Annotated in this window: 4 protein-coding genes; all 4 read left to right on the forward strand. The window is 64.6% G+C overall.

Going from position 1 to position 2,352, the window contains the following annotated elements:
* Positions 1 to 300, forward strand: a 300-nt coding sequence (locus tag VMR03_RS00435; RefSeq protein WP_325401171.1) for a PRC-barrel domain-containing protein, incomplete at its 5' end; no start/stop codon positions are given.
* Positions 293 to 1,015, forward strand: coding sequence for a tRNA (guanosine(37)-N1)-methyltransferase TrmD (gene trmD, locus VMR03_RS00440; protein WP_325401173.1), 723 nt, complete (start codon positions 293 to 295; stop codon positions 1,013 to 1,015). The genes VMR03_RS00435 and trmD, both read left to right, overlap by 8 nt.
* Positions 1,016 to 1,117: 102 nt before the next feature.
* Entirely contained in the window at positions 1,118 to 1,510 is a 393-nt protein-coding gene (rplS, locus tag VMR03_RS00445) for a 50S ribosomal protein L19 (RefSeq protein WP_325401175.1), read from the forward strand.
* A 155-nt stretch (positions 1,511 to 1,665) separates the two neighbouring features.
* On the forward strand, positions 1,666 to 2,352 hold a 687-nt coding region (locus VMR03_RS00450), incomplete at its 3' end, for an aconitase family protein (protein ID WP_325401177.1).

The following is a 2,352-nucleotide window of genomic DNA, read 5'->3' on the forward strand; positions in this document are numbered from 1 at the left end:
ACGGACGAGGAGGAAGGCTGGTATCACGCCGACCTCATCGGGCTTTCGGCGGTGGGCATGGACGGCGAGGTCTATGGCCGGGTCGTGGCGGTCGAGAATTTCGGCGCAGGCGATCTTCTGGAGATCGAGCGGGCCGAAGGCGGACCGTCGGTCTATCTGCCCTTCACGGACGAGAACGTCCCGGAGGTCGATATTGCGGGGCAGCGGATCGTGATCGATCCGCCCGCCGGCCTCTTCGACGAGGGCCCCGAGACAGAGACGGAGACCGGGACCGGGACCGACGAGGGCGCGGATGGCTGAGCCCTGGACGGCGACGGTGCTGACGCTCTTTCCGGAGATGTTTCCGGGGCCGCTCGGCATTTCGCTGGCGGGACGGGCACTGGAAGCCGGAACGTGGCGGCTCGAAGCGGTGGATATTCGTGGTTTTGCCACGGACAGGCACCGTTCGGTCGACGACACGCCCTCAGGCGGCGGTCCGGGCATGGTGATGCGGGCCGACGTGGTGGCCGCGGCGATCGACGGGGCGATGGCGGAAGGGGCTTCCAAGCCCTTGATTTACCTGAGCCCCCGGGGCGCGCCGCTGACACAGGCCCGCGTCCGGGAGCTGGCGTCGGGGGCCGGCGTGACGCTTCTCTGCGGGCGTTTCGAGGGGCTCGACGAGCGGGTCATCGAGGCCCGTGGGCTCGAAGAGGTGAGCCTCGGCGATTTCGTCCTATCGGGCGGCGAGCCGGCGGCTCTGGCGCTTCTGGACGCGGTTGTGAGGCTCCTTCCCGGCGTCATGGGCAAGGAGGCCTCCGGCGAGGATGAGAGTTTCGAGAGCGGGCTTCTTGAGTACCCGCATTATACGCGGCCCCAGAGTTTCGAGGGCCGCGAGATCCCGGCGGTCCTGACCTCCGGGGACCACAAGAAGGTCAAAGCCTGGCGCCGTGCCATGGCCGAGGCGTTAACGAAGGAACGGCGACCCGATCTTTGGGAGAAATTTCTGAAGCTGCGGTCCAAAGACAGTCGCCAGTGACATTGAAGTGTGATAGTGAAGCGCGCTTCCGGACGGGGTTTCCCCGAAAAGAGCCCCGAAAGGGCCCGGCTCCGGCGCCTTCAATACCTGAGGTTTAAACCGATGAATATCATTGAGCAGATCGAGCAGGAGCAGATGGGAAGCCTCTCCGGCGGTAAGGAGATTCCCGATTTCGCGCCCGGCGATACGGTCATCGTCAATGTGAAGGTCGTTGAAGGCGAGCGCTCCCGTCTGCAGGCCTATGAAGGCGTGGTGATCGCGCGTTCGGGCGGCGGACTGAACGAGAACTTCACCGTTCGCAAGATTTCCTATGGCGAGGGCGTCGAGCGCGTCTTCCCGATCTACAGCCCGCTCGTCGACTCGATCAAGGTCGTGCGCAAGGGCCGTGTTCGCCGCGCGAAGCTCTATTACCTTCGCGGCCGCCGCGGGAAGTCGGCCCGAATTACCGAGAAGCAGGACCACAAAGCCCGCTCGCAAGAGAACGGCGCCGCCTGATTTCGTCGGCAGACGATTGGACGAGACGCAAAAAGCGGGCAGGGGCCTCGGGCCCCATGCCCGCTTTTCGTTTTTGGGCCCGCCTCTTATCTGATTGACACTGAACGGTGCGCGCGAGCCTGGCTCTCGCAGCGCCCGCAAAAGGAGAAAGAAAAATGGCTGCACCCCGCACCATGTACGACAAAATCTGGGACGCGCATCTCGTCGACATGCAGGAGGACGGCACCGGCCTTCTCTATATCGACCGCCATCTGGTGCATGAAGTGACGAGCCCGCAAGCCTTCGAGGGCTTGCGCATGTCGGGCCGCAAGGTCCACGCGCCGGCCAAGACGCTCGCCGTCGCCGACCACAACGTGCCGACGACCGACCGCTCCAAGGGCATCGCCGATGAAGAGAGCCGCATCCAGGTGCAGACGCTCGACGACAATGCGAAGTCCTTCGGCATCGAATATCTCGAGATGACCGATAAGCGCCAGGGCATCGTCCATATCGTCGGGCCGGAGCAGGGCTTCACGCTGCCGGGCACGACTATCGTCTGCGGCGACAGCCACACTTCGACGCATGGCGCCTTCGGTGCGCTCGCCCACGGCATCGGCACGTCGGAAGTCGAACATGTGCTCGCGACGCAGACGCTGATCCAGGCCAAGGCGAAGAACATGCGCATCAACGTCGTCGGCAAGGCGCCGGCGGGGTTCACCGCCAAGGACATCGCGCTCGCCATCATCGGCCATATCGGCACGGCGGGCGGCAACGGCCATGTCATCGAATATGCCGGCGAGGCGATCCGCGATCTTTCGGTCGAAGGCCGCATGACCGTCTGTAATCTGACGATCGAGGCCGGG

Origin of the sequence: Parvibaculum sp. (assembly GCF_035511255.1) — a bacterium.
GTDB lineage: Bacteria > Pseudomonadota > Alphaproteobacteria > Parvibaculales > Parvibaculaceae > Parvibaculum.

Coding starts and splice junctions, on each gene's coding strand:
- trmD (WP_325401173.1), top strand. CDS start 293: ATGGCTGAGCCCTGGACGGCGACGGTGCTGACGCTCTTTCCGGAGATG.
- rplS (WP_325401175.1), top strand. CDS start 1,118: ATGAATATCATTGAGCAGATCGAGCAGGAGCAGATGGGAAGCCTCTCC.